Here is a 21,927-nt window from a genome sequence, read left to right as displayed (position 1 = left end):
ACCTTCGGACCGACCGGACGTGGACTGGCTGCCCCCGCCTGGCCGTTGTCTACTGGCCGTGCACCTCACCCTGCCCGTACACCGGTAACCGCGGCCGGTTCGCGCCGCCCCGCCGACCCCCGCCCGCTGGACCTGGCCGCCGCGACGAACTGCACCATGTCGCTCGGCCAGCGGACGAAGGGACGAAGCGAACAACAGCCGCTTCCCGTAGTAGGACTCAAAGACGGTACGTGCTGCACCCCCGGCCCTGTCAACCCACCCCCGACGAGTCGCCCACACCACACCGGCGTGTCGCGTCGGCGATTCCCACCCGCAGGGCCGTCACCGGCCCGCCGGTGACCGTTCATCGACCATTCACCCGATCGGGTCGGCCTCCGGCAGCGCCCCACCCACCAGGTGACGGGTCAGCAGATCCGCGGCCGCCCCCGGATGCTCGGCCGCCAGCAGACCCCCGGCCGCCAGCACATACTCGACGTCGACCACCGCCCGCGCCGCCCTCGGCAACGCCCACCCACCGGCGTGGTCGGACAGCACCGCCGTGAGCACGCGCTGCGCCTGCCCGGCCGGCGCGTGCCGCAGCACCCCACCGGAACCCACCACCAACCGCACATCCCGCAGATCCCGGCCACCCCGCTCACCGGTGGCCCCACCCCGGGCGTGCCGGCGCACCGCCACCGTCGCCGCCAGCTCGGCGATGCGCCGGTCCACCGCCCGCTGCGCCTCCCCGGCCGGCAGGAACCCCGGCTGCGCGGCCCGCACCGCCGCCGCCCGCGCCAGGTCCTCCTGCTCCCCCGCCGCCAGCAACCGCTCCTCCGCGGCGGCCCGCACCACCCCCGGCGCGCTCCACCGCATCCCCAGGTCACCCTCGACCGTGCGGGCCCGCCACAGGGAGCCCGCGACCTCCCGACCCGGCCCACCGGCCCGCTCATCCGGAGTGAGCACCGAATACACGTCGGTGGTCGCCCCACCGACGTCCACCACCACCAGGTCACCACCGACCCGATCGGCGAGGACCTCCACCCCGGTCAGCACCGCGTCCGGGGTGGCCGCCCGCACCAGCTTCGCGAACCGGCCACCCCGCGACAACCGCTTCCCGCCGATGACGTGCCGCAGGAACACCTCCCGGATCGCCGCCCGCGCCGACGCCGGCGCCAGCACCCCGATGCGGGGCAACACGTTGTCGGCCACCGTCACCGGCACCCCCGCCGCGGCCAGCACCCCCGCCAACTCCGCACGCACGTCGACGTTGCCGGCCAACACCACCGGCACCCGCCAGCGGGCACGGGCCAGCCGCGTCGCGTTGTGCGTCAACACCTCCGCGTCGCCACCATCGGTGCCACCGACCAGCAGAACCACGTCCGGGCGGGCCGCCCGCAACGCCGCCACGTCGGCCGCCCCGAGCCGCCCCGCGGCCACATGCACCACGTTCGCGCCCGCCGACAGGCCCACCCGCCGGCCCGCCTGCGCCGTCACCAACTCCTCGTAGCCGACGACGGCCAGCCGCAACCCACCGCCCGCCGACGAGCACACGTACCAGGGCGCGTCCCCGCCGCCCAGACCCGCGGTGGCCGCCGTGACCGCCGCGTCCAGACCGTGCAGCACGTCCGTGCCCACCGTCGTCGGCGCGGCCGCCGCCGCCAGCAGCGCACCGTCGGCCAGGTCGACCACCGCCACCTTCGTGTACGTCGACCCGACGTCGGCGCAGACCGCGACGCTCACGCCACCGCGGGCACGACCACCGTGCCGGTCCCGGTGACCGCCACGATCGGCGGATCCAGGACCTCCGCCGCCGACTCCGACCGGTCCGGGCGGCCCCGACACACCACCACGCAGCTCAACTCCAACGTCCGGCTGCGCGTGCCCACCCGGGTCACCCGCGCGGTCACCTCCACCACGTCCCCCGCCCGGATCGGCGCGGTGAACCGCACATCCGAATAGCCGGCGAACAACCCCTCGTCGCCGTCGGTGCGGATGCACACCTCCGTGGCCACATCACCGAACAACCCCATCGCGTAGGCCCCGTCGACCAGGTTGCCCGCGTAGTGCGCGTGCGAGTACGGCACATACCGCCGATGCGTCACCGTCAACCCGAGCCTCGCGTCGCTCACGCCGCCACCCTCCTGTTCGTCACCAGGGCGTGCACCAGATAACTGGCCACCTCACCCGGCGTGGTGCCCCGCCCGAAGATCCGATCCACGCCCAACTCCTCGGCCATCGTCTCGTCGAACCGCGGCCCACCCACGATCAGCAGCGGACGCCGACCCGCCGGCATCGCCTCCCGGAACGCCGCCGACATCTCCCGCGTGTTGTGCAGATGCGCGTCCCGCTGCGTCACCACCTGCGACACCAGCACCGCGTCCGCCTTCTCCACCCGGGCCGCCTCCACCAACTCCGGCACACTCACCTGCGCGCCCAGGTTGGCGACCTTCAACTCCCGGTAGTACTCCAGGCCCTTCTCACCGGCGATGCCCTTCACGTTGAGGATCGCGTCGATGCCCACCGTGTGCGCGTCCGTGCCGATGCACGCCCCCACCACCGACAGCTTCCGCCGCAGCCGCTGCTTCACCACCGCGTTGACCTCCTTCGCCGACAACAGCGGGAAGTCACGCTCCACCACCTGCACCGCCGACAGGTCCACCAGATGGTTCACCCGCCCGTACACCACGAAGAACGTGTAACCATCACCCATCTGCTTCGCGTGCACCAGCATCGCCGGGTCGATGCCCATCTTCCCGGCCAACTGGATCGCCGCGCCCTCGGCCCGCTTGTCATGCGGCACCGGCAACGTGAACGACACCTGCACCATGCCGTCACCGGTGGTGTCCCCGTACGGCCGGACGACCTTCTTCTCCGTCATGCCGCCCGCTCCAGAAGCTCCGTGGCCGGATTGAAGTAGCCGTCCTCGTGCCGGGCCACCCCGTCCAGACCCTTCCCCCGGTCCGCGGGCCGCTTCATGATCCCGAACGTGCCCTCGGCGATCGCCGCCAGCAGCGACTGCTCACCGATGCGCTCCAGCAACTCCACCGCCTCACCGAGCACCCGGTTGGCCCGCTGCTGGATGAACCCGCCCGGCGCCGGCACGAAATCCTCGTGCAACCCACCCGCCGCGCCCAACACGTACCGGACGTTCTGCAACGCGATGTCCCGGTCCGACAACCACGGCGTCACCACCGCCTCGGTCATCATCCCCACCAGCAGGATCCCCTGCCCGGTCAGCGTGCCCGCCAGGTTGAAGAACCCGTCCAGCAGATTGCCCCGGAACACGTCCCCCGTCATGTGCTTCGTCGGCGGCATCCACTTCAACGGCGCGTCCGGGAACAACTCCCGCGCCAACAACGCGTGCGCCAACTCCAACCGGAACGACTCCGGCACATCCGGGTTGATCTCGAACGCGTGCCCCAACCCCAACTGCCAGTCCGCCAACCCCGCCTCGTGCGCGAAGAACTCGTTCAGCAGCTGCGACACCGTCACCGTGTGCGCCTCCTCCACCGCGTCCGCGGTGGTGAGGTAGTTGTCCTCCCCGGTGTTGATGATGATCCCCGCCCGCGCGTGCACCTGCCGCGAGAACCGCTGATCCACGAACGTCCGGATCGGGTTGATGTCGCGGAACAGAATCCCGTACATCGAGTCGTTGAGCATCATGTCGAGCCGTTCCAGACCCGCCAGCGTCGCCATCTCCGGCATGCACAACCCCGACGCGTAGTTCGTCAGCCGCACGTACCGGCCCAACTCCTTCGACGACACGTCCAACGCCGCCCGCATCAACCGGAAGTTCTCCTGCGTCGCGTACGTGCCGGCGAAACCCTCCCGCGTCGCGCCCTCCGGCACGTAGTCCAGCAACGACTGCCCCGTCGACCGGATCACCGCGATCACGTCCGCGCCGGCCCGCGCCGCCGCCTGCGCCTGCGGAATGTCCTCGTAGATGTCCCCCGTCGCCACGATCAGGTAGATCCACGGCCGCTGCGCCGGATCCCCGTACCGCTTGACCAGCCGCTCCCGCTCGGCCCGCCGCCGGTCGATCGCCCGAACCCCACCGGCGACCACCCTCCGCGCCGCCCGCCGCGCCGCCGTGGCCGCCCGACCGGTCGGCACCCCGAACCGCACCGACCCCGCCGCCGCCTTCTGCGCCAGCAACGTCACATCGGTCAGGTCCTCCCGGGCGAGCGCGTCGAACACCGGCAACGCCACCCCGTGCCCCAACCCGACATCGGCGACCACCGCGTCGACCAACCGGTTCACCCACGGAATACCGTCCGGGTCGGCACCGGTCACCCCGGCCAACCGCAGCACCGCCCGCTCCACCGACACCGTCGTGTGGCTGCGCGCCAGATCCACCACCGGCTGACCCGCCCGACGCGCCAACTCCCGCGCCCGCGCCACCAACACCGGATCCAGGTCAAGCTTCCCGCTCACGAAGACCCTTCCTCATAGATCACGTCCCCACGCAGCACCGTGCGCCGACACACCGGCAACGGCGTCGGGTCCTCCGGCCCCCGCAGCTCCGGGTCCTCCGCCAACAGCACCGGCAGACCCCGATCCACCCCCGCCGGCGTGTCCCACACCGCGAACGTCGCCGGCGCGCCCAACGCGAGAACCCCCTCGTTGTCCAGGTGCACCGCCCGCCACCCGCCGCGCGTGTGCGCCGCGAACGCCGCCCGCACACTCATCCGCTGCGACGGGTTGTGGTGCGCCGCCGCCGCCCGCACCGACCCCCACGGGTCCAGCGGGGTCACCGGCGAATCCGACCCGAACGCCAACGCCACACCCACCCCGTGCATCGCGCCCATCGGATTCGACGCCAACGACCGGTCCAACCCCAACCGCGACTCGTACATCCGGCCCGCGCCACCCCACAACCGGTCGAACGCCGGCTGCATGCTCGCCACGATCCCGTACTCCACGAACCCGGCGATCAACCGCTTACTCATGATCTCCGCGTGCTCCACCCGGTGCCGGGCCGCCCGCACCCGCTCCACCCCCAGCGTCCGAGCCGCCGCCGCGAAACCCTCCAACACCGTGCCGATCGCCGCGTCACCGATCGCGTGGAACCCGCCCTGCAGCCCGTGCGCCGCACAGTCCAACAGGTGATCCCGCACCTGCTCCGCGCTCACGTACCCGTGCCCACACGCCCCCGGCTCCCCGTCCAGGTACGCCGCCGACACGTGCGCCGTCCGCGACCCCAACGCCCCGTCGGCGAACAGGTCCCCACCGGCACCCACCGCGCCCAACTCCCGCGCCCGGGCCGCGCCACCCAGCTCACCCCAGTAGCCGTACACCTCCGGCAACCCCGCACCCGAGATGCCCAACAGCCCCGTGAAGTCCTCCTCGTCGGAGATCTCCGGCCCACCGCACTCGTGCACCGCCCCGATCCCCAACGACGCCGCGTGCGCCAACGCCGCCCGCTGCGCCGCCACCCGCTGCGCCCGCGTCACCGACGCGAACGCCGCCGCCCGCACCACATGGTGCGCGTCCCGACGCAGCCACCCCGACGCGTCGTACCCCGCCGCGGCCACCACCTCCGGCGCCGCCGCCAGCATCGCCGCCGACACCAACGCCGAATGGATCGACGCCTGCGACAGGTACACCCGCCGGCCACCGGCCGCCCGACCCACCGCCGCCGCATCCGGCAACTCCGGCACCGCCCAGGTCGACTCGTCCCAGCCGTGCCCCAGCACCACCGCGTCCGCCGGCAGACCCGCCGCGAACCCGGCCACCGCGTCCAGCAGCTCCCCCGCCGACCGCACACCCGCCAGATCCAGCCCCGACAACGCCAACCCGGTGTCCGTCGCGTGCACGTGCGCGTCCACGAACACCGGCGTCACCAACGCCCCGTCCAGATCCACCACCCGGTCGGCGGCCGGCGCGTCCTCAGCCGCCCCCAACCAGGCGATCCGCCCATCGGACACCAGCAACGCGCTCGCGCTCGGATCGGCGGGGCAGTGCAGCACTCCGCCGCGGTACAACGTCGAGGGATTCGTCATGTCCTCAGTCTGCCGTCAACCGCGACGCGAAGAGTCGACGCACCCCCGGCTCGGCGCGCAGCAACCCCAACGCCAGCTCCGCGTGCCCCGGCACGTACCCGTTGCCCACCAGCATCGTCACGTCCGCCGCCAGACCCTCCGCGCCCAACGCCGCCGCCGAGAAACTCGTCGCCATCGAGAAAAAGATCACCGTGCCACCGTCCGCGGTCGCCAGAACCGCACCGTGCTCGCACCCCGGCACGTCCACGCAGACCACCGTCACGTCCGCCGGCACCCCCAGCGCCGTCGTCACCGCCGTCGACAACGCCACCGGGTCCCGGGCGTCGGCCAACGCCACCGCGTCGGCCAACCCGGCCGCCGCCAGCGCGTCCCGCTCCGCCGCCACCGGAACCACCCCGACCGTACGCGCGGCACCCGCCCGCCGCGCCGCCGCCAGCGACAGCGACCCGCTCTTGCCCGCCCCACCGATCACCGCCACCGTCACCGGCCGCGGGTCTGCCTCACGGGCCCGATCCGCCACGTACCGCGACACCACCCGCCCGGTCAGCGCCGGCGCCCCACACACGTCCAGCACGGCCAGGGACAGCTGCGGATCCTCGTCGTCGGGCAGCACCGCGGCGATCGACCGCGCGAACAGGATCGCGTGCCCGTCGCAGGGCACCTGCTCGCTGCGCCCGTCCCACCGCGACAACCCGTCCGTGATCGCCAGCGGCGTCAACGTCAACGACACCAGCGTCGCCACCCGGTCCCCCGGCCTCAGCTGAAGCGGCGACCGACGGCCGACCTCCTCCACCGTGCCGATCAGCATCCCGCCCGACCCGGTCACCGGATTCTGCATCTTGCCCCGGGTCGCCACGATCTGCCGCACCTCGGCGCGCACCGCGTCCCCGTCCCCGCCGTGCTTCTCCCACAACTGCCGGAAACTCGCCGCGTCCAGGTTCAACCGCTCCACCCGGATCCGCACCTCGTTCGCGGCGATCTCCGGGCTCGCGTCGAGACGCCACGCCCCCTGCGGCAGCACCCCCGCCGGCTCCAGGACGCGGTGCAGACCAACCGGTGACGTCACGCCAACCTCCCCTGTCCGGCCGCCCGAACCCCCGGCTAGGGCTCGCATAGCGGGAAAACTTCCGGCAGACTAATTTCTTCACCGGATATTTTCCAGTAGCCTTCGGGGCCACTGATCATCACCCGCGAGGAGGGCCCGTGACCCAGACCCACTCGGTGGAGACCATCCCCCAGGAGCGGACCTCCCCCGCCGCCACCCCGGCCACCGGCCAGCCCTACGAATACCGCCGCGCGCCCCTCGTCGAACCCGACTGGACCCGCTTCCCCGGCTGGCGCCACGTCACCCGCGACCAGTGGGAATCCGCCCAGTGGCAACGCGTCAACTGCGTCAAGAACATCAAGCAACTGCGCGCCGTCCTCGGCGACGGAGTCGACGACACCTTCTACGCCGACCTCGAAGCCGACCAGAAGAGCCTGGCCACCATGTCCATGCTGGTGCCACCGCAGATGCTCAACACCATGGTCCCGTTCGCGCCGATGACCACCGAGGCGTTCCTCGCCGACCCGGTCCGCCGCTACATGATCCCCGTCGCCTCCGACCGGCGCACCGACTGGCCCTCACACCCGTACGCCAGCCGCGACTCCCTGCACGAACACGACATGTGGGTCGCCGAGGGCCTCACCCACCGCTACCCCACCAAGGTCCTCGCCGAGCTGCTCTCCACCTGCCCGCAGTACTGCGGCCACTGCACCCGCATGGACCTCGTCGGCAACTCCACCCCCGCCGTCGACAAGCTCAAGCTCACCCTCAAGCCCGTCGACCGCTACGACGCCCACATCACCTACCTGCGGGCCCACCCCGGCGTCCGCGACGTCGTCGTCTCCGGCGGAGACGTCGCCAACGTGCCGTGGCGCAACCTCGAGTCGTACCTGATGCGACTCCTCGAGATCGAGACCATCCGCGACATCCGGCTCGCCACCAAGGCCCTCATGGGCCTCCCCCAGCACTGGCTGCAGCCCGACGTCGTCGAAGGCCTGGAACGCGTCGCCCGCACCGCCGCCCGCCGCGGCGTCAACCTGGCCATCCACACCCACGTCAACCACGCCCAGTCGCTCACCCCGCTGGTCGCCAGAGCCGCCCAGACCGCCCTCGACGTCGGCGTCCGCGACGTCCGCAACCAGGGCGTCCTCATGCGCGGCGTCAACGCCACCACCCGCGACCTGCTCGACCTCTGCTTCGCGCTGCAGGGCGAGGCGGGCATCCTGCCCTACTACTTCTACATGTGCGACATGATCCCCAACGCCGAGCACTGGCGCGTCCCCGTCTGGCACGCCCAGCAGCTCCAGCACGACATCATGGGCTACCTGCCCGGCTACGCCACCCCGCGCATCGTCTGCGACGTGCCCTTCGTCGGCAAGCGCTGGGTGCACATGCTCACCGAGTACGACCGCGAGCGCGGCATCTCGTACTGGACGAAGAACTACCGCACCTCCATCGAGTCCGCCGACCTGGAGGCGCTCAACAAGCGCTACGCCTACTACGACCCGATCGACACCCTGCCCCAGGCCGGTCAGGCCTGGTGGACCGCGCACCGCGACGACTGACCACCCGCACCACGCCCGCGTCACCCCCGCCGGTCGCCACCGGCGGGGGTGACGCGTTCCCCGGCCGGCACCCACCCCGGACCACTAACGTCCACCCTCATGGGACCCGCACGGCCCGACCGCGACCCGGACACCCCCGAGCGCGCCACCCCGGTCGAGGTCTTCTTCGACGTGGTCTTCGTCCTCACCGTCACCCAACTGGTCAGACTCCTCGACGACGACCTGGACGCCACCAACCTCGGCCACACCATCCTGATCTTCGGCCTGCTGTGGTACCTCTACACCGGCTACGTCTGGCTGACCAACCACGTCCGCCCCCGCGGCACCACCCGAAAACTCCTGCTCTTCACGGGCATGGCCGGCTACCTGCTCACCGCCACCACCATCCCCGACGCCCTCAGCGGCGGCGGCCTGCTCTTCGGCGTCGGCTACCTCCTCGTGGTCGCCGTCCACCTCACCCTGTTCCGCCGCGGCAGCGCCCACGCCGGCGTCCGCCGGCTCGCGCCCTACAACCTCGGCGCCGCCCTGCTCATCCTCACCGCCGGCCCTCTCGACGGCCCTGCGGTCCCCGCCCTCTGGGGCGCCGCCGTCTTCACCCAGACCGTCCTGCCCTACCTGCTCCCCGGCCACTCCTGGCTCAGCGCGGCCGCCAGCTTCCACCTCGCCCCGGCCCACTTCGTCGAACGCCACGGCCTGCTCGTCATCATCGCCCTCGGCGAGGTCGTCGTCACCATCGGCATGGGCACGCCGCTCGCGCAGCTCGGGCCCGGCACCGCCGCTGCCCTCGTGATGGCCCTCGCCCTGCCCGCCACGCTCTGGTGGACGTACTTCGCCGACGCCCCCGCCGCCGAAGCGAGCCTCCGCCGCGCCGACCGTGGCACCCGCACTCGACGCGCCAGCCGCGTCTACATCCTCGACCACTTCCTGCTGCTGCTCGGCGTCATCGCCACCGCCACCGGCCTCCACGCCGTCGTGGCACAACCCGGAGAACCCACCGGCTGGCCGAGAGCCCTCGCACTCTGCGGCGGCGTGGCCCTCTTCCTGCTCGCGGTCGCCGACGCCCGTCACGTTCTCCGTACCGGCCGGGTCCGCGGTCACCTGGTCACCGCAGCGGTGGTTCTCGCCAGTGCCCCCATCGGCGCTCTCCTCAACGCCGCGCTGCTGCTCGCCGCCCTGATCGCGATCCTGACCGTCATACGGCTGCGCGACGGCGGTCTCAGCAGGCAGGCACTCCGACTGGACGCGGGGCGTACCGGATGACGGCGAGCTCACGGAGGTAGACCACCGCCGTCCGTCACCCGGCGTCAGGCAGGACGCACGGCGGCGGTCCGGGTCACCCCGAACCGCCGCCCCGTCCGCGTACGTCAGCCGCGGAACGCGTCGCGGGCGTTGCGACCCGCGTCCTTGGCGCTCTCGCCGGCCTGCCTGGCCTTCGCCGTGCCCTGCTGGCTGGCGCCCTCGGCCCGCATCCGCTCGTTGTCGGTCATGTCGCCGATCCGCTCCTTCGCGGCACCGGTCATCTCCTGCATCTTGTTCCTCGTCTTGTCGGCGAAGCTCATGCCGCCTCCTCCGTCGTTGGCGAGTGTCCAGGTCGCTTGCCCGGTCCCCCGAACGCCAAACCGTGCCCCCGGCGTCTGGTTGGTCTGGTGTGCGGGGCTGCACGCCCGCTAGGGCGTCCTAGGAAGATAGGATCAGTCGAGTGGAGCCATGCAGGCCGGTGCCGGGTGCATGGCCCCGCACCGATGGTTAACTGGGCCCATGGGAGAGCTCCTGCTGATCCGACACGGCGAGACCACCTGGAGCGCCAGCCACCGCCACACCTCGTACACCGACCTGGAGCTCACCCCCGACGGCGAACGGCAGGCCCGGACCCTCGCCGCCTTCCTCGCCGGCCGCCGGTTCGTCACCGTGCTGGCCAGCCCCCGCGCCCGGGCGCTGCGCACGGCCCAACTCGCCGGCCTCACCGTGGACGGCGTCGACGACGACCTCGCCGAGTGGAGCTACGGCGACTACGAGGGGCGCACCACCGTGGACATCCACGAGGACGACCCGCACTGGAACATCTGGACCGACGGCTGCCCCGGCGGCGAGTCACCCGGCCAGGTCGGGGAACGGATGGACCGGGTCCTCACCCGCGTCGCTCCCCTGCTCGACCGCGGCACCGTCGGTCTCGTCGGGCACGCCCACAGCCTGCGCGTGCTCGGCGCCCGGTGGATCGGCCTGCCACCCTCCGCCGGCGGCCGGCTGCGCCTGGACACCGCGACCGTCAGCGTGCTCGGTCACGAGCACGGGCGGCAGGTCATCCTGCGGTGGAACCAGCCCGCTCCTCCGGCCCCCGGGACCGCCCCCGAGCCGACCCCTCGGCACTGACCTTCGGCGGCCGGCCCTCGTACGGGGTCGACAGCACCACCGTCGTGCGGGTGGTGACGTTCGCTGCCGTCCGGATCTCCTGCAACACGCGCTCCAGGTCGGCCGGGCCGGCCACCCGCACCAACAGCAGGTAGAAGTCCTCCCCTGCCACCGAGTAGCAGGAGTCGATCTCGGGCAGGTGCGCCAGGCGCTCCGGCGCGTCGTCCGGCTGGGACGGGTCGAAGGGCCGGATCGCCACGAACGCGGTCAGCGGCAGGTCCAACGCCTCGAAGGAGACCCGCGCCGCGTACCCCTTGATGACCCCGCGCTGCTCCAGCCGCCGCACCCGCTGGTGCACGGCGGACACCGACAGCCCCACCTTCTCCGCCAGATCCGTGTACGACAGTCGGCCGTCAGCGGTCAGCGCGGCGACGATGGCACGGTCGGTCTCCTCCACGGCGTGCAACCTACCGGGAAAAACGCGCCACGGCGACGACGCGCCGCCCCGACGGCCGGGGCGGCGCGGCCGCCGCGACGCACCGCACCGGCCCGGCGACGCTCGGTGGAGCCCGCAGGTCAGCCCCTCGCCAGCGCGCGGGAGATGACCATCCGCTGGATCTGGTTGGTGCCCTCGACGATCTGGAGCACCTTGGCCTCCCGCATGTACCGCTCGACCGGGTGGTCGGCCACGTAGCCCGCGCCGCCGAGCACCTGCACGGCGTCCGTGGTCACCCGCATCGCCACGTCGGTGGCGAACAGCTTCGCCTTGGCGGCCTCGGTCGAGTAGGGCCGGCCGGCGTCGCGCAGCCGCGCCGCCGCCAGGGTCAGCGCCCGCGCCGCGGCGATCTGCGTGGCCGCGTCGGCGAGCAGGAAGCCCAGCCCCTGGAAGTCGATGATCGCCTGACCGAACTGCCGGCGGTCGCGGGCGTAGCCGACCGCGTAGTCCAGCGCCGCCTGCGCCAGCCCCACCGCGCACGCCGCGATGCCCAGCCGCCCCGAGTCCAGGGCGGACAGCGCGATGTGGAAGCCCATCCCCTCGCCGCCGACCAGCCGGTCGGCCGGCACCCGAGCCCCGTCGAACGCGATCTGCGCGACCGGCGACGCGTGCAGACCCATGGTGCGCTCCGCCGGCTGCGGGGTGATGCCCGGCGTGGCCCGGTCGGCGAGCAGGCAGGAGATGCCCTTCGGCCCGGGCCCGCCGGTGCGGCAGAAGACGTTGTAGAAGTCCGCCACCCGCGCGTGGGTGATCCACGCCTTGGTGCCGGTGACGACGTACGCGTCGCCGTCACGGACCGCCTTCGTGGTCAGCGCCGCCGCGTCGGAACCGCCCTGCGGCTCGGTGAGGCAGTACGCGCCGAGCTGCTCCCCGCCGATCATGTCGGGCAGCAGCTTGCGTTGCGCGTCCGAGCCGAACGTGGCCACCGGGTAGCAGGAGAGCGTGTGGACGCTGACCGCCTCGGCGACCGCGAGCCACCGGCTGGCCAGGATCTCCAGCACCTGCAGGTAGACCTCGTACGGTTGGGCCGCCCCGCCGTGCTCCTCCGGGTAGGGCAGGCCGAGCAGCCCGGCCCGACCCAGCGTGCGCAGCACCTCGCGGGGGAACTCGGCGCGCTCCTCGAACTCGGCGGCCTTCGGCGCCAGCTCCCGGTCGGCGATCTCGGTGGCGAGGTCCAGCAGGTCGTGGGCCTCGTCGGTGGGAAGGATGCGGTCGACAGTCATAGTGCGATGAGCTCCGTGGGGGTGGTGTTGAGCCGTACCACGCCGTCCGTCGTGCAGACGACGATGTCCTCGATGCGGGCGCCGTGCCGGCCCGCCAGATAGATGCCCGGTTCGACGGAGAACGCCATCCCCGGCTCCAGCGCCCGGTCGTTGCCCGCCACCACGTACGGCTCCTCGTGGCCGTCCAGGCCGATCCCGTGCCCGGTGCGGTGCAGGAATGCGGCACCGAAGCCGGCCTCGGCGATCGGTGTGCGGGCGGCCGCGTCGACCGCCTCCGCGCGCACCCCCGGACGCACCGCCGCGACGGACGCGGCCTGCGCGTCGCGCAGCACCGTGTAGTAGTCGACGAACTCGGCCGGCGCCGGGCCGCCCGCCACGTAGGTGCGGGTGCAGTCGGAGCGGTAGCCCGACGGCATGGTGCCGCCGATGTCCACCACCACCGGCTCACCGACGCCGATCAGCCGGTCCGACGTGCCGTGGTGCGGGCTCGCGCCGTTGGGCCCGGCGGCGACGATGACGAAGTCGACGGTCACGTGCCCGGCCGACCGGATCGCGGCGGCGATGTCGGCGGCCACCTCGGCCTCCGTCCGACCCGGCCGCAGCCACTGCCCCATCCGGCGGTGCACGGCGTCGATCGCCGCGCCGGCCTCGGCGAGCGCCGCGACCTCCGCCGGGGACTTGCGGATCCGCAGCTCGCGCAGCACCTCGCCGGCCAACCGCTGGTCGGCGCCGGGAAGCGCGTGGCGCAGCGCGAGCACCTGCTCGGCCCACATCCGGTCGGCGAGCCCGACCGCGCCGACCGGCCCGCCGAGGGCCTTGCGCACCAGCGGGTACGGGTCGGTGCCGTCGGCGTGGTCGACGATCTGGACGCCGGTGGCCGGCGCGGGCGACGCCTCCGCGGCGGGCCGCTCCAGCGTCGGTACGATCAGGGTCGGCTCCCCCTCGGCGGGCAGCACCAGGCAGGTCAGCCGTTCCCCCACGCGCGCGTCGTAGCCGGTCAGGTAGCGCAGGTCGGAGCCGGGGGTGAGCAGCAGCGCGTCGAGGCCGGCCGCGGCGGTGGCGCGGCGGGCGTCGAGCAGCCGATCCGGCGGGTAGAGCGCCTCGAGGTCCACGCCGTCAGCTTAACGGTCGTTTGGGCCGTGACCTAGCGCGTCGGCGCGTCGGGAAACGCTCTCCGATTCATCGAGAGTCATCGTTGACGACGTCAGTTAACACTCTTTAAGATTTGGCCACCTCGAGGAAACAGCCCTGTACTCCACCCGTACGCCCGGCCCGGCGGTCGACCCACGCAGCCGCCGGACCAGGCGGTACGCGCCGCAACCGCCCACGGGAAGGCCCTCGATGTCCTCACCACGTCCCCGCCGCCGTTCGGCCCTGGCCGCCGGTCTGCTCGCGCTGACCACGGCCGCGGCCAGCCTCGCACTCACCCCGACCGCCGCCGAGGCCGTCGTGCTGCCCAACAACTTCAAGAGCGTCGGCTACATGCCGTCCTGGGCGGGCAGCGTCAACTCGGTGCAGTACAACAAGCTGACCCACATCAACTACGCGTTCGTCCTGCCCAACAGCAACGGCACCCTGCGCGCGGTGGAGAACCCCAGCAAGCTCTCCTCGCTGGTGTCCCTCGGCCACGCCAACAACGTGAAGGTCTCGATCGCCATCGGTGGCTGGAACGACGGCGACGACTCCGCCTTCGAGGCCCTCGCCGCCAACTCCGGCAGCCGCACCACGTTCGTCAACAGCGTGGTCAGCTTCGTCAACCAGTACGGCCTCGACGGCGTCGACATGGACTGGGAGTACCCGGACCCGGGCACCTCGGCCAACAACTACGCCCTGCTGATGCAGCAGCTCAGCAACGCGCTGCGCCCCCAGGGCAAGTTGCTCACCGCCGCCGTGGTCGCCGAGGGCTACTACGTCCAGGGCGTGCCCACCTCGGTCTTCGGCTACGTCGACTGGCTCAACATCATGGCGTACGACGGCGGCAGCCCACACGCCAACTACGACTGGTCGATCAACAGTGTGAACGGCTGGAAGGCCCGCGGCCTGCCGGCCGGCAAGGCGGTGCTCGGCGTGCCGTTCTACAGCCGGCCCGGCTACTACACCTACACCCAGCTCGTCGGCATGGACCCGGCCAACGCCAACCGGGACTGCTACACCGTCGGCGGCGTGCAACAGTGCTACAACGGCGTCCCGACCGTCAAACGCAAGACGCAGTGGGCGCTGGCCAACGCCGGCGGCATGATGAACTGGGAGCTGTCCCAGGACCGCAACGACTCCACCTCGCTGGTCAGCGCGATCTACGACACCGTCATGGGCGGCGGCACCCCACCGCCGACCGGGCGGACCGGCCAGATCACCGGCATCGGCGGCAAGTGCGTCGACGTCGCCGCGGCCGGCACCGCCAACGGCACCGCCATCCAGCTGTACACGTGCAACGGCACCGCCGCCCAGCGCTGGACCGTGTCCAGCGACAGCACCCTGCGGGCCCTGGGCAAGTGCATGGACGTGACCAGCGCCGGCACCGCCAACGGCACCAAGATCCAGCTGTGGGACTGCAACGGCAGCGGCGCCCAGGTCTGGCAGGCCCAGTCCAACGGCACGCTGCGCAACCCCGCGTCGAACAAGTGCCTCGACGCGACCGACAACAGCTCGGCCGACGGCACGCGGCTGCAGATCTGGGACTGCTTCGCCGGCGCCAACCAGCGCTGGACGCTGCCCGCCTGATCCCGCGCGTACCCCCCGGTCCCCGTCGGCGCCGTAGCGGCCCGGCGGGGACCGACACGTCGGCAGGCGGCGGTCACCACCGAGCGGGGCACCCGCCGAGGCCGAGGCCGAGGTCGGGAAGGGGGGTGGCCGGCGCGCGGGGCGTGCTGTCCTTCGTCGGTGGGCTGTGCCAGGCTGTCCGGCGTGGCACACCGACCTCCGATCCTGCTGATCGACTCACCGAGCCTCTACTTCCGGGCCTACTTCGGGGTTCCCGAGTCCGCCGCCCGGGCCGAGGACGGCACCCCGGTCAACGCGGTCCGCGGGTTCCTCGACATGCTCGCGACGCTGATCCGCACCCGCCGGCCCGACCGGATGGTCTGCGCGATGGACCACGACTGGCGGCCCGACTGGCGGGTGGCGCTGCTGCCGTCCTACAAGGCGCACCGGCTGGCACCGGAGGGCGGCGAGGTCGTGCCCGACACCCTCACCCCGCAGGTGCCGGTCATCCTCGACGTGCTCGCCGCGATCGGCATCACCACCGTCGGGGCCGCCGGCTACGAGGCCGACGACGTGCTCGGCACCCTCTCGGTCACCCAGCCGGCACCGGTCGAGGTGGTCTCCGGCGACCGCGACCTGTTCCAACTGGTCGACGACGCCCGGCCGGTCCGGCTGCTCTACGTCGGGCGCGGCGTCGCCAAGCTGGAGGACTGCGACGACGCCGCGGTCCAGGCCCGTTACGGTGTGCCCGCCGCGTGCTACGCCGACTTCGCCGCGCTCCGTGGCGACCCCAGCGACGGGCTGCCGGGCGTGCCGGGGGTCGGCGAGAAGACCGCGGCGCGGCTGATCACCCGCTACGGCGACCTCGACGGCATCCTCGCCGCCCTCGACGACCCGGGCTCCGGGTTCGCCCCGGGTCTGCGGGCGAAGCTCGCCGCCGCCCGGGACTACCTGGCGGTGGCGCCCAAGGTGGTCCGAGTCGCGCTCGACGTGCCCCTGCCGGAGCTGGCGACCACGCTGCCCACCGCCCCCGCCGACCCGGACGCCCTGCTGGAGCTGGCCCAGCGCTGGAACCTGGCCGGCTCCACCCGCCGCCTGGTCGACGCCCTCGCCGACCGGAACTGACCTCCGTTAATCCCTGGTGGTCCGGCGGCGGATCGCCGAGGATGACGGCCATGCCGACCACCCCACCAGCCGACCCCTTCGCCACCGAGGCGGTCGACGGTCTTCGCGGCGGCAACGCCGCCTCGGTCCGGGCCACGGCGCACGCCCTGGCTCGGGTCGACTCCGCCGCGGCCGTGCTGCTGGTCGAGGGCATCAGCGACCAGATCGCGCTGGAGACGGCCGCCCGGTGCCGCGGCCGCGACCTGGTGGCCGAGCGGGTCGTGATCCTGCCGATCGGCGGGGCACACGCGATCGGACGCTTCCTCACCAGGTTGACGCCCCTGACCCCCCGGCCACGACTCGTCGGCCTCTGCGACGTACGCGAGGAGGAGGTCTTCCGCCGCGGCCTCGAGCGGTCCGGTCTCGGCGCCCCGCGCACCCGCGCCGAGATGGCGCGCTTCGGGTTCGAAGTCTGCGTCGACGACCTGGAGGACGAGCTGATCCGGGCCCTCGGCACCGTGCGGGTCGAGGCGCTCCTGGACGCACACGGCGACCTGCGGCTGTACCGGTCGTTCCAGAGCCAGCCGGCCTGGCGTGACCGGGCGCCCGAGGCACAGCTGTGGCGCTTCCTCCGCAGCAGCTCGCGCCGCAACCTGCGCTACGCGCGGCTGCTCGTCGAGGCCGCGGTCGCCCGGGACACCCTGCCACGACCGCTCGACGCGCTGCTCACCGCCGTGTGACCGCCCGACCATCTCGGGCCTGGCAGATTTCACGACCCGTGCGCGCCGGCTGACCGGCGCTCAGGTCAGCCGGCCGGGCGAAGGTGCGGCGCGGGGCCCTGCCGGATGCACCCGAAGCCGTCCATGCCCGACAGCGTCAGGTGGCGAGAACGGTGTGCCCGGGGGCGCGCATCCCGTCGAGCAGGACCGTGACGAGGCGACGCCAGCCGTCCGGACCGGCGTCCACGCCGAGGCAGTGATCGCTGTCCAGGGGCGCCCGGGAGAAGAGCAGGACGTCCTGCCAGGTGACGTCCTCGCGCAGGACACCGGCCGCGTGTGCCCGCTCGGTCAACCGGGCGACGGCCTCCTGCAGGGCGGTGGTCCGCTGGGCGAGCTCGGGTGTCGGTGGCCGCTCGCACGCCGCGGTGACCTCGGCCAGCCCTCGGCTGTCGCGGTGCGCCCCGGCCAGGTCCATGATGAACTCCGACAGGCCGTCCCACGGGTCGGCGCGTTCCAGACAGACCCGCGCGGTCTCCAGCAGCTCGTCGTAGAGGCCGAGCACGACGTGGTCGAAGAGCGCCTCCTTGGTGCCGAAGCGCCGATACAACGTGCCCACGCCCACGCCCGCCGCCTTGGCGATGTCGAGGGCCGACACCTCGAGACCGCGCGCGGCGATGGCGTTCCGCGTCGCGACGATCAGCTGGCGTCGGTTGCGCCGCGCGTCCGCCCGGGCAGCGGGCACCGTGTCGAGATCAGCCATCGCCCCAGCATACAACAATCGGACGAAAATCGTCCGATTGTGCGCGGAGCCGGTGTCCGGCCGAGGCGGATGCCCCGAGAGGCCGATGACTCTCAGCAGCACAGATAGGCCGCTGAGTCAGCGTTCTGTCGAGCGACGGCCTCGCCGACATCCCGCCGGCCGCGTCCGTCAGACCGAGAGCCCCGTGCCGACAATCATCGCGCCCACCACGCCGCACCACAGGAGGAAGAAGAGCCCGTACATCACGGTGAAGATCCAGCCGACGACGACGCCGGCGGTGGCGAGTTCGATGCCCCGTTCACCGGTCTGGGCGATCTGTTGCTTGGCCTTGCCGCCGAAGTAGATGCCCAACGGCGGGAACACCATCACGCCGAAGACCAGGCTGAGGATGGCGTACACGTTCATCGGCGGGGAGTACGGGTACGGCGGGAACAGCGGGTGACCAGGCGTGGGACCCGCCGCTGACGGGGGTGGTGGGGTGGGCGGCTGGTCCATGGCGTCCTCCAAGGGGTGCGGATGATCGCCTCACAGTGTCGACCGCGAGCGCAAGAGAGGCGTACCGCCGTCCTGGCGACCTTCGCGCCGTCCGGGCCAGCGACCCCGATGGTGTTCACTCTCCGTGACGGCAATCACGTGCGCACCCTTAATCGAACGGACTAGTCTGTTCGATTAAGGGAGGCGCCATGGCCACGAAGACACGCAGGACCACCGCAGAGGAGCGGATCCTCCGCACGGCGGCGGAGCTGTTCTACACCCACGGCCTGCGCGGTGTCGGCATCGACCAGGTCATCGCCGAGTCCGGGGTGGCCAAGTCGACGCTGTACGTCCACTTCCGCACCAAGGACGAACTGATCGCCGCCTACCTGCGGCGTACCGACGACTCCTGGATGGCCCAACTGCAGAACGCTGCGGCACGCGCCGGTGACCGGCCCGGCGACCAGATCGTCGGGCTCTTCGACGCGCTGCTGGACGCGTTCGACCGGCACGGCTTCTTCGGCTGCCCCTTCGTCAGCGCGGCCGTCGAGGCGCCGCTGGACTCGGAGGCCCGCGCCATCACGGTGCGGCACACCGACCGCCGCAACGGATGGCTCACCACGCTGGCCACGGAGGCCGGCGCGGGCGACCCGGCCGCGCTGGCCCGCCAGGTCGGGCTCCTGATCGACGGCGCACTGGCCTCGGGCCGGCTGCTGCAGAACCGGGCCGTGGTGGACGAGGCGAAGGCCGCCGCCCGGGCCCTCGTGGCCCAGCACACGGCCTGACCGGTAACCCCTCTCCCACATCATCAACTCCACCACCTCCAGGCATCGAAAGACGAGGCGACGACACGATGCGCGCGGTAGTGCTCAACGAATTCGGCGGACCGCTGACGCTGACCGAGATCGAAGAACCGGTGGCCGGGCCCGGCCAGGTACTGGTCCGGGTCGCAGCCAGCGGCGTCAACCCACTCGACACCAAGATCCGGGCCGGTAAGGCGGCCCACGCCCGGACCCACCCACCGGCCGTACTCGGCATGGACCTAGCCGGCGTCGTGGCGGCGGTGGGGCCCGACGTCAGTGACTTCGCACCCGGCGACGAGGTGTACGGCCTGACCGGCGGAGTCGGCGACCTCCAGGGATCGCTCGCCGACTACGCGGCCGTGGACGCCCGCCTGCTCGCCCGCAAACCGACGTCGCTCAGCATGCGCGCGGCGGCGGCGTTGCCGCTGGCCGTCATCACCTCCTGGGAAGCGCTCGTGGACCGGGCAGGGGTGAGCGCCGACCACCGCGTCCTGGTCCACGGGGGCGCCGGCGGCGTCGGGCAGGCCGCCGTCCAGATCGCCCGCGCCCGGGGCGCCGAGGTCTTCGCCACCGGGTCCGCCCGGAGCACGGACACCATCAGGCGGCTCGGCGCGACCCCGATCGACTACACCACCACGTCGGTCGAGGACTACGTCGCCCGGCACACCGGCGGCGAGGGCTTCGACATCGTCTTCGACACCGTCGGCGGCGCCACCCTCGACGCCTCGTTCGCCGCCGTGCGCACCTACACCGGACACGTCGTCAGCGCCCTCGGCTGGGGCACCCACAGCCTCGCTCCCCTGTCGTTCCGCGGCGCCACCTACTCCGGCGTCTTCACGCTGCTGCCGATGCTCAGCGGTCGGGGCCGCGAGCACCACGGGGAGATCCTGCGCGCGGCGAGCGCCCTGGCCGACGCCGCAGGCCTGACGCCGATCCTGGACGACCGACGGTTCACCCTGGCCACCGTCGCCGACGCCCACACCCTCGTCGAGAGCGGCACCGCAACCGGCAAGGTCGTGATCGACGTCGGGTGACGCTCACCGCGGTGCCGGGCGGGTGCGGCGGGGACGGGCCGCGCCCGCCCGCGTGGGGAGCGACGTCCCGCGGGTCACCGTCGATCGGCGAAGGCGGTCCGAGGGTCGAGGCGCCGGCCCGCCGCGTACTCCACGTCGAAGGTCGCCGCGCCCAGCGCCGCGGTGGCGGCGACGCGGGCCGTAGCGAGGTCGGCCGCGTCGTCGGGGTCCGGCACCTGGCCGAGCGCCGCGAACGCGGCGTCCGCCACGCCGATCATCCGCGCCGCCCGCGCATGGTCGCCCTCAGCCACGCCGAGCGCCGCGCCCGCCAGGCAGACGTACGGGACGAAGTCGGCCCAGTCGTTGCGGAACACCCGCTCGCGGCTCTCCGCGAACAGTCGCCGGGCCTCCTCGACGTTACCCAGCCGCAGCTCGCAGAAGGCGAGGTTGTGCGTCTCCGAGTTGACCGTCGCGGGTTGGTCCAGCGCCTCATTGAGCGCGATGCTCTCCCGGTAGAGGTCCCGGGCGCGGAGCAGCTGACCGGACATCCGCGCCACGGCGGCCAACACGTGCCGTGGCCGCTCCTCGAGGCCACGGTCACCGGCGCGCACCGCGACGTCGAGGGCCTCTCGGGCGCGGACCTCCCCCAGAGCCAGGTCACCCGAGCGGATGGCCACCCGGGCCAGGCTGTAGCGGGCCTCCACCTCGCCGGCCGGATCGCCGGCCGCCCGCGCCCGTTCGATCTCGGCCTCGCTCATCCGCACCACGGCGTCGGTCTCCCCGCGCCGAAAGGCCGCGCGGACGTCGTCGCTGAAGGTCATGTTTCCTCTCCTGCCGGACCCGGTCCGGGACGGGCCGAGCCGCGGTGGCCACTGCCGGGTCCCGGTGACAGTCTCGCCGTCCCCGGGCCGGTCAGGTGCCGGAGGGCGGCGAAGCCGGCCGTCAGTCGGTGAACTCGACGCCGGCGAGGGTGACCGCCCGGTGGGCGGCGAGGCGTTCGGCCTGGTCGACGACGGCGGCGCGGGTGGCGGCGGGCAGAGCCCGCCAGGGTTGGACGCACACCCCGCAGCTCAGGGTGGGTGCGGGGTGTGCTGTTCAGTGCGGTTGGATGCCGTTCGGAGCCGTTCAGAACAGCCGGTTGCTCCCAACCTGCTCCCCGATCCCCAGGCTTGTCACCGGGCTGTCACCGGCCGGACGCGGATGGGCGCTGCCGCAGGTCGTTCGTCATTCCGCCGTAACCGTGGACGGGAACGGCCGCACGCTGGCGTCGACGCCTGGCCAGTGGCCGGTGGCCTCAGAAAGTGTTGGGTTACCCGGTGACTACTTGTGGTTGAGTTCGTCGTCGAGGCGTCGGGCTGCTTCGGTCTCGATGGGGCCTTGCGGTTCGATGTCCTCGCCGGCGAGGCGGGCGGCCATGAGCCGGATCATGGCGACTTTGATCATCGCTTCGGCGTGCGCGGGTTTGCGTTCGTAGTCGCGGGCCAACCGTCTGCACCGTCCCAACCAGGCGAAGGTTCGTTCCACCACCCACCGTCGGGGTAGCACCTGGAAGCCTTTCACGTCGGCGTTGCGGGCGACGATCTGCAGGTCGACACCGGCGCGGAACCTGTCAAGTCAACTGAGACAGTTTCTTGATTTTGTTTAGCTTTGTGCTGTTGGAAGGCCGGTGGCCGCGGCGGCGGCGATCTGTTCGAG

At 72.5% G+C, this 21,927-nt stretch carries 21 protein-coding genes and 1 pseudogene; 8 read left to right on the top strand and 14 right to left on the bottom strand.

Annotated elements, in window-relative coordinates; all coding sequences use genetic code 11:
- Window positions 1-354: 354 nt before the first annotated feature.
- From ACIBTV_RS14605 to ACIBTV_RS14580, 6 genes are read right to left on the bottom strand one after another with little or no spacing between them, the layout of a single operon-like run.
- The gene (locus ACIBTV_RS14605) at window positions 355-1,719 is read right to left on the bottom strand and encodes a glutamate mutase L (RefSeq protein ID WP_396704953.1); all 1,365 of its coding nucleotides are present in this window, start codon (window positions 1,717-1,719) and stop codon (window positions 355-357) included.
- A complete protein-coding gene (locus tag ACIBTV_RS14600) occupies window positions 1,716-2,108 on the bottom strand; it encodes a hotdog domain-containing protein (RefSeq protein WP_396704952.1) in 393 nt (130 codons plus the stop codon). The genes ACIBTV_RS14605 and ACIBTV_RS14600 overlap by 4 nt, the downstream gene beginning before the upstream one ends.
- Window positions 2,105-2,857, bottom strand: a complete 753-nt coding sequence (locus ACIBTV_RS14595; RefSeq protein WP_396704950.1) for an OAM dimerization domain-containing protein — start codon at window positions 2,855-2,857, stop codon at window positions 2,105-2,107. Before ACIBTV_RS14595 ends, ACIBTV_RS14600 begins: the two co-directional genes overlap by 4 nt.
- On the bottom strand, window positions 2,854-4,413 hold the full coding sequence (locus ACIBTV_RS14590) for a lysine 5,6-aminomutase subunit alpha (protein ID WP_396704948.1): 1,560 nt from the start codon (window positions 4,411-4,413) through the stop codon (window positions 2,854-2,856). The genes ACIBTV_RS14595 and ACIBTV_RS14590 overlap by 4 nt, the downstream gene beginning before the upstream one ends.
- Window positions 4,410-5,981: an amidohydrolase gene (locus ACIBTV_RS14585; RefSeq protein WP_396704946.1), complete on the bottom strand. Its 1,572-nt coding sequence runs from the start codon at window positions 5,979-5,981 to the stop codon at window positions 4,410-4,412. Before ACIBTV_RS14585 ends, ACIBTV_RS14590 begins: the two co-directional genes overlap by 4 nt.
- A gap of 4 nt (window positions 5,982-5,985) precedes the next feature.
- Window positions 5,986-7,095 carry a zinc-binding alcohol dehydrogenase gene (locus ACIBTV_RS14580; RefSeq protein ID WP_396704944.1) on the bottom strand — a complete coding sequence of 370 codons (1,110 nt, stop codon included), beginning with the start codon at window positions 7,093-7,095 and terminating at the stop codon, window positions 5,986-5,988.
- Between the two features lie 89 nt (window positions 7,096-7,184).
- Between ACIBTV_RS14580 and ACIBTV_RS14575 the strand changes: the two genes are divergently transcribed.
- Together ACIBTV_RS14575 and ACIBTV_RS14570 are read left to right on the top strand one after the other, a co-directional pair.
- The gene (locus ACIBTV_RS14575) at window positions 7,185-8,591 is read left to right on the top strand and encodes a KamA family radical SAM protein (RefSeq protein WP_396704943.1); all 1,407 of its coding nucleotides are present in this window, start codon (window positions 7,185-7,187) and stop codon (window positions 8,589-8,591) included.
- Window positions 8,592-8,690: 99 nt separating this feature from the next.
- Window positions 8,691-9,851 (top strand): low temperature requirement protein A, encoded by a 1,161-nt coding sequence (locus ACIBTV_RS14570; RefSeq protein ID WP_396704941.1) that lies wholly within the window; start codon window positions 8,691-8,693, stop codon window positions 9,849-9,851.
- Window positions 9,852-9,955: 104 nt separating this feature from the next.
- Here ACIBTV_RS14570 and ACIBTV_RS14565 read toward each other — a convergent pair whose 3' ends face one another.
- On the bottom strand, window positions 9,956-10,150 hold the full coding sequence (locus tag ACIBTV_RS14565; protein WP_396704939.1) for a CsbD family protein: 195 nt from the start codon (window positions 10,148-10,150) through the stop codon (window positions 9,956-9,958).
- 199 nt (window positions 10,151-10,349) lie between these two features.
- Between ACIBTV_RS14565 and ACIBTV_RS14560 the strand changes: the two genes are divergently transcribed.
- A complete protein-coding gene (locus ACIBTV_RS14560; protein WP_396704937.1) occupies window positions 10,350-10,961 on the top strand; it encodes a histidine phosphatase family protein in 612 nt (203 codons plus the stop codon).
- Here ACIBTV_RS14560 and ACIBTV_RS14555 read toward each other — a convergent pair.
- The 3 genes from ACIBTV_RS14555 to ACIBTV_RS14545 form a co-directional block, all read right to left on the bottom strand.
- Window positions 10,891-11,397 (bottom strand): Lrp/AsnC family transcriptional regulator, encoded by a 507-nt coding sequence (locus ACIBTV_RS14555; RefSeq protein WP_396704935.1) that lies wholly within the window; start codon window positions 11,395-11,397, stop codon window positions 10,891-10,893. The two genes, ACIBTV_RS14560 and ACIBTV_RS14555, sit on opposite strands and share 71 nt — an antisense overlap.
- Before the next feature lie 119 nt (window positions 11,398-11,516).
- The gene (locus ACIBTV_RS14550; protein ID WP_396704934.1) at window positions 11,517-12,659 is read right to left on the bottom strand and encodes an acyl-CoA dehydrogenase family protein; all 1,143 of its coding nucleotides are present in this window, start codon (window positions 12,657-12,659) and stop codon (window positions 11,517-11,519) included.
- Complete coding sequence (locus ACIBTV_RS14545) at window positions 12,656-13,771, bottom strand: M24 family metallopeptidase (protein ID WP_396704932.1); 1,116 nt, start codon at window positions 13,769-13,771, stop codon at window positions 12,656-12,658. The genes ACIBTV_RS14550 and ACIBTV_RS14545 overlap by 4 nt, the downstream gene beginning before the upstream one ends.
- A gap of 229 nt (window positions 13,772-14,000) precedes the next feature.
- Here ACIBTV_RS14545 and ACIBTV_RS14540 point away from each other — a divergent pair, with 229 nt between their 5' ends.
- The 3 genes from ACIBTV_RS14540 (at window position 14,001) to ACIBTV_RS14530 (ending at window position 17,203) form a co-directional block, all read left to right on the top strand.
- The gene (locus ACIBTV_RS14540; protein WP_396704931.1) at window positions 14,001-15,380 is read left to right on the top strand and encodes a glycosyl hydrolase family 18 protein; all 1,380 of its coding nucleotides are present in this window, start codon (window positions 14,001-14,003) and stop codon (window positions 15,378-15,380) included.
- Between the two features lie 183 nt (window positions 15,381-15,563).
- Window positions 15,564-16,484, top strand: coding sequence for a 5'-3' exonuclease H3TH domain-containing protein (locus ACIBTV_RS14535; protein WP_396704929.1), 921 nt, complete (start codon window positions 15,564-15,566; stop codon window positions 16,482-16,484).
- Between the two features lie 50 nt (window positions 16,485-16,534).
- Window positions 16,535-17,203 carry a TOPRIM nucleotidyl transferase/hydrolase domain-containing protein gene (locus tag ACIBTV_RS14530; RefSeq protein WP_396704927.1) on the top strand — a complete coding sequence of 223 codons (669 nt, stop codon included), beginning with the start codon at window positions 16,535-16,537 and terminating at the stop codon, window positions 17,201-17,203.
- A 136-nt stretch (window positions 17,204-17,339) separates the two neighbouring features.
- Here ACIBTV_RS14530 and ACIBTV_RS14525 read toward each other — a convergent pair whose 3' ends face one another.
- The gene (locus ACIBTV_RS14525; RefSeq protein ID WP_396704925.1) at window positions 17,340-17,942 is read right to left on the bottom strand and encodes a TetR/AcrR family transcriptional regulator; all 603 of its coding nucleotides are present in this window, start codon (window positions 17,940-17,942) and stop codon (window positions 17,340-17,342) included.
- 168 nt (window positions 17,943-18,110) lie between these two features.
- Window positions 18,111-18,437 (bottom strand): DUF4190 domain-containing protein, encoded by a 327-nt coding sequence (locus tag ACIBTV_RS14520; protein ID WP_396704923.1) that lies wholly within the window; start codon window positions 18,435-18,437, stop codon window positions 18,111-18,113.
- A gap of 188 nt (window positions 18,438-18,625) precedes the next feature.
- On the opposite strand from ACIBTV_RS14520, the gene ACIBTV_RS14515 reads away from it, so the two are divergent.
- Complete coding sequence (locus ACIBTV_RS14515) at window positions 18,626-19,201, top strand: TetR/AcrR family transcriptional regulator (protein WP_396704921.1); 576 nt, start codon at window positions 18,626-18,628, stop codon at window positions 19,199-19,201.
- A gap of 68 nt (window positions 19,202-19,269) precedes the next feature.
- The gene (locus ACIBTV_RS14510; RefSeq protein ID WP_396704920.1) at window positions 19,270-20,253 is read left to right on the top strand and encodes a zinc-dependent alcohol dehydrogenase family protein; all 984 of its coding nucleotides are present in this window, start codon (window positions 19,270-19,272) and stop codon (window positions 20,251-20,253) included.
- A 74-nt stretch (window positions 20,254-20,327) separates the two neighbouring features.
- Here ACIBTV_RS14510 and ACIBTV_RS14505 read toward each other — a convergent pair whose 3' ends face one another.
- Window positions 20,328-21,053 (bottom strand): tetratricopeptide repeat protein, encoded by a 726-nt coding sequence (locus tag ACIBTV_RS14505; RefSeq protein WP_396704918.1) that lies wholly within the window; start codon window positions 21,051-21,053, stop codon window positions 20,328-20,330.
- A gap of 499 nt (window positions 21,054-21,552) precedes the next feature.
- Window positions 21,553-21,819 (bottom strand): annotated as a pseudogene (locus ACIBTV_RS14500) (transposase); the annotation flags it as partial.
- Window positions 21,820-21,927: the final 108 nt, after the last annotated feature.

This window comes from Micromonospora sp. NPDC049366 (assembly GCF_044466625.1).
In the GTDB taxonomy this organism is placed as follows: domain Bacteria; phylum Actinomycetota; class Actinomycetes; order Mycobacteriales; family Micromonosporaceae; genus Micromonospora.
This window is presented reverse-complemented; position numbering and strand designations above follow the sequence as displayed.

Excerpts from the sequence above, each read along its gene's own strand:
- ACIBTV_RS14570 (WP_396704941.1), top strand. The coding sequence starts at position 8,691 with ATGGGACCCGCACGGCCCGACCGCGACCCGGACACCCCCGAGCGCGCC.
- ACIBTV_RS14565 (WP_396704939.1), bottom strand. The coding sequence starts at position 10,150 with ATGAGCTTCGCCGACAAGACGAGGAACAAGATGCAGGAGATGACCGGT.
- ACIBTV_RS14580 (WP_396704944.1), bottom strand. The coding sequence starts at position 7,095 with ATGCGAGCCCTAGCCGGGGGTTCGGGCGGCCGGACAGGGGAGGTTGGC.
- ACIBTV_RS14540 (WP_396704931.1), top strand. The coding sequence starts at position 14,001 with ATGTCCTCACCACGTCCCCGCCGCCGTTCGGCCCTGGCCGCCGGTCTG.
- ACIBTV_RS14530 (WP_396704927.1), top strand. The coding sequence starts at position 16,535 with ATGCCGACCACCCCACCAGCCGACCCCTTCGCCACCGAGGCGGTCGAC.
- ACIBTV_RS14585 (WP_396704946.1), bottom strand. The coding sequence starts at position 5,981 with ATGACGAATCCCTCGACGTTGTACCGCGGCGGAGTGCTGCACTGCCCC.
- ACIBTV_RS14560 (WP_396704937.1), top strand. The coding sequence starts at position 10,350 with ATGGGAGAGCTCCTGCTGATCCGACACGGCGAGACCACCTGGAGCGCC.
- ACIBTV_RS14595 (WP_396704950.1), bottom strand. The coding sequence starts at position 2,857 with ATGACGGAGAAGAAGGTCGTCCGGCCGTACGGGGACACCACCGGTGAC.
- ACIBTV_RS14510 (WP_396704920.1), top strand. The coding sequence starts at position 19,270 with ATGCGCGCGGTAGTGCTCAACGAATTCGGCGGACCGCTGACGCTGACC.
- ACIBTV_RS14550 (WP_396704934.1), bottom strand. The coding sequence starts at position 12,659 with ATGACTGTCGACCGCATCCTTCCCACCGACGAGGCCCACGACCTGCTG.
- ACIBTV_RS14520 (WP_396704923.1), bottom strand. The coding sequence starts at position 18,437 with ATGGACCAGCCGCCCACCCCACCACCCCCGTCAGCGGCGGGTCCCACG.
- ACIBTV_RS14505 (WP_396704918.1), bottom strand. The coding sequence starts at position 21,053 with ATGACCTTCAGCGACGACGTCCGCGCGGCCTTTCGGCGCGGGGAGACC.
- ACIBTV_RS14515 (WP_396704921.1), top strand. The coding sequence starts at position 18,626 with ATGGCCACGAAGACACGCAGGACCACCGCAGAGGAGCGGATCCTCCGC.
- ACIBTV_RS14525 (WP_396704925.1), bottom strand. The coding sequence starts at position 17,942 with ATGGCTGATCTCGACACGGTGCCCGCTGCCCGGGCGGACGCGCGGCGC.